Here is a 2,098-nt window from a genome sequence, read left to right as displayed (position 1 = left end):
CAAGCTTTTCTGGTCGGAACCCCCTAAGCCGAGTTTTCAAGGTGCTGCGCCGTCCACTTGGTTTTCGAGACTGGCCTTTTAATTCTAACGTAAAGCCAACCTAGAACGGCGGGGTTTCAGACCCAAAATTTCCGATGAATGTTTCAGTGAATTAACACCTGTCCAAAAAATGACTGGTAATTTGGTAGTACAATTATAGTAATCAGTAAAATAAGGAGGATTAAAGTAAATAACTATGTCTCAACCGATTACCATCGAAGATATCTATAAACTTTTCGAGAAAACTAACGAAAAGTTTGAACAATCACGCCAAGAATACGATCGCCGGGCGGCCGAAGCCAAGGCCGAAGCCGATCGCCGGGCAGCCGAATACGATCGCCGGGCGGCCGAAGCCAAGGCCGAAGCCGATCGCCGTTTAGCACAGCTAGAGAAAACAGTGGCAAATACCAGTCGTGCGGTGGATAGTTTAACCACTCGCTGGGGAAGATTTGTCGAGGAATTAGTGGAACCTGCGGTTATTCGCCTATTTCGTGCGAAGGGTATCGATGTCAAAGAAACCTACAGTCGCGCCAGGGTAAAACGCCAAGGAATCGCCATGGAGATTGATATTTTAGCCGTCGATGAAACCGAGGTAGTTTTAGTCGAATGTAAGTCTCGTTTATCGAAAGATGATGTTAATGAATTTCTAGAAAAATTAAGTCGATTTAAAGAAGCATTTCCCCACTATAAGAACTATCAAGCTTATGGTGCAGTGGCAGGAATAGAAATAGATGAAGGAGTAGATCGTTATGCCTATAAACAAGGTTTATTTGTGATTAAACCATCGGGAGAAACAGTAGAAATAATTAATGATTCTGGCTTTGAGCCTAAGTTATGGTAAAAGAATGATGCTCCCATCATAATTTTTTTCCCCCCTTCCCGTTTTCTTAATACTTTCTTTAAGGATTGGCTGAAAGCATTGCCCTGAAAGGCTTGGAAAAATAGGAGTTCGGGCGATTCGGTTGAAGTAGCGATCGCTCAAAGGGATAAATTACTATGTTATACTGGGAAAAAACGAAATAATCAATCAAAGAAAGCTATGATCCAAGAATATCTTAATAAAGCGATGGAAACAGCCCATTATGAATTTTTAGAGGATAATGAGGGATTTTATGGCAACATTCCCAATGCTCCGGGAGTTTGGGCAACCGGAGAAACCCTAGAAGCTTGTCGTCGGGAACTCTTAGAAGTCTTAGAAGAATGGATATTATTGGCAATTAAATTAGGTCATCAATTGCCAGAATTTGACGGTTTATCTTTAAAAATAGATTTAGTCGCCTAACATTTATCTAAGTTGAATCATGCCTTATTTTGGTGCAATTTCTCGTTCTAATTTAATTTCAGCTTTCCATAAAGCAGGATTTCAAGGTCCCTACGCAGGGAAAAGACACCAATTTATGGAAAAGAATGGCTTAAGAGTCCGTCTTCCCAATCCTCATCAGTCAGATATTAGTATTAATTTACTCAGTAGAATTCTAAAACAAGCTCAAATTTCTAAAGATGAATGGGAGAAATTGTAACTAGAACTTATGCCATTCCCCTAGATGGGGGTGAAATAATGGGTATCATACATAATAAGAGACGATCTTCATGAAACAGGTCATAGAAAATGCCTACCATAAAAATTCAAGCCCAACTATCTAAAGAAGACTTACTAGAAGCCGTCGAACAGTTAAGCTTATCTGAATTAGAAGGTTTTTTTCAAGATATAATTGCGCTAACAGCGAAACATCATGCCCCTAGTTTATCAGGCTCTTCGTTACCCTTTACGCTAAATCAACAGACAAGATGCCAAGACAACATACTTCTAACCCAAAAATTCCGAAAGTTTCTCAAGCCATAGCCTCTCCGTTTTATTAGTTTAAGTTTATTGTTGATTCCCTCGACCACCCCATTCGTTGTCCTTCGCTCAAAATAACTAGGGTCTGCTGAAAAAGTTTTTCCTGGGGGTAGGAGTCAGTAGCCGGTCGTCAGGAGCCGGTCGTTTCAGGCTTTGTTGCCCTTGTTTTTTGTACCAAGCGATGTACTACAAGAAGGATAATGCAAGGTTTTTGAAAGT

At 40.5% G+C, this 2,098-nt stretch carries 4 protein-coding genes and 1 pseudogene; 4 read left to right on the top strand and 1 reads right to left on the bottom strand.

Annotation, left to right across the window (positions count from 1 at the left end; translation table 11 throughout):
• The first annotated feature begins 235 nt into the window (after positions 1-235).
• The 4 genes from O9290_RS15970 (at position 236) to O9290_RS15955 (ending at position 1,882) form a co-directional block, all read left to right on the top strand.
• Entirely contained in the window at positions 236-880 is a 645-nt protein-coding gene (locus tag O9290_RS15970; RefSeq protein ID WP_185239032.1) for a DUF3782 domain-containing protein, read from the top strand.
• 198 nt (positions 881-1,078) lie between these two features.
• Positions 1,079-1,321, top strand: coding sequence for a type II toxin-antitoxin system HicB family antitoxin (locus tag O9290_RS15965; protein ID WP_288028122.1), 243 nt, complete (start codon positions 1,079-1,081; stop codon positions 1,319-1,321).
• 19 nt (positions 1,322-1,340) lie between these two features.
• Positions 1,341-1,559: a type II toxin-antitoxin system HicA family toxin gene (locus O9290_RS15960; RefSeq protein WP_002764516.1), complete on the top strand. Its 219-nt coding sequence runs from the start codon at positions 1,341-1,343 to the stop codon at positions 1,557-1,559.
• Between the two features lie 89 nt (positions 1,560-1,648).
• Positions 1,649-1,882, top strand: a complete 234-nt coding sequence (locus tag O9290_RS15955) for a hypothetical protein (RefSeq protein ID WP_052588157.1) — start codon at positions 1,649-1,651, stop codon at positions 1,880-1,882.
• Here the strand turns inward: O9290_RS15955 and O9290_RS15950 are convergent.
• Positions 1,816-1,959 (bottom strand): annotated as a pseudogene (locus tag O9290_RS15950) (transposase); the annotation flags it as partial. The gene O9290_RS15955 and the pseudogene O9290_RS15950 overlap by 67 nt on opposite strands.
• Between the last annotated feature and the right edge of the window lie 139 nt (positions 1,960-2,098).

This window comes from Microcystis sp. LE19-41.2A, from assembly GCF_027530405.1.
GTDB classification, from domain to species: domain Bacteria; phylum Cyanobacteriota; class Cyanobacteriia; order Cyanobacteriales; family Microcystaceae; genus Microcystis; species Microcystis aeruginosa.
Note: the sequence above shows the minus strand (reverse complement) of the source record. Positions and strands in the feature narration are given on the sequence as shown.

What these genes read in the sequence shown, in the direction of transcription:
- O9290_RS15970 (WP_185239032.1), top strand. Translation starts at nt 236, where the DNA reads ATGTCTCAACCGATTACCATCGAAGATATCTATAAACTTTTCGAGAAA.
- O9290_RS15965 (WP_288028122.1), top strand. Translation starts at nt 1,079, where the DNA reads ATGATCCAAGAATATCTTAATAAAGCGATGGAAACAGCCCATTATGAA.
- O9290_RS15960 (WP_002764516.1), top strand. Translation starts at nt 1,341, where the DNA reads ATGCCTTATTTTGGTGCAATTTCTCGTTCTAATTTAATTTCAGCTTTC.
- O9290_RS15955 (WP_052588157.1), top strand. Translation starts at nt 1,649, where the DNA reads ATGCCTACCATAAAAATTCAAGCCCAACTATCTAAAGAAGACTTACTA.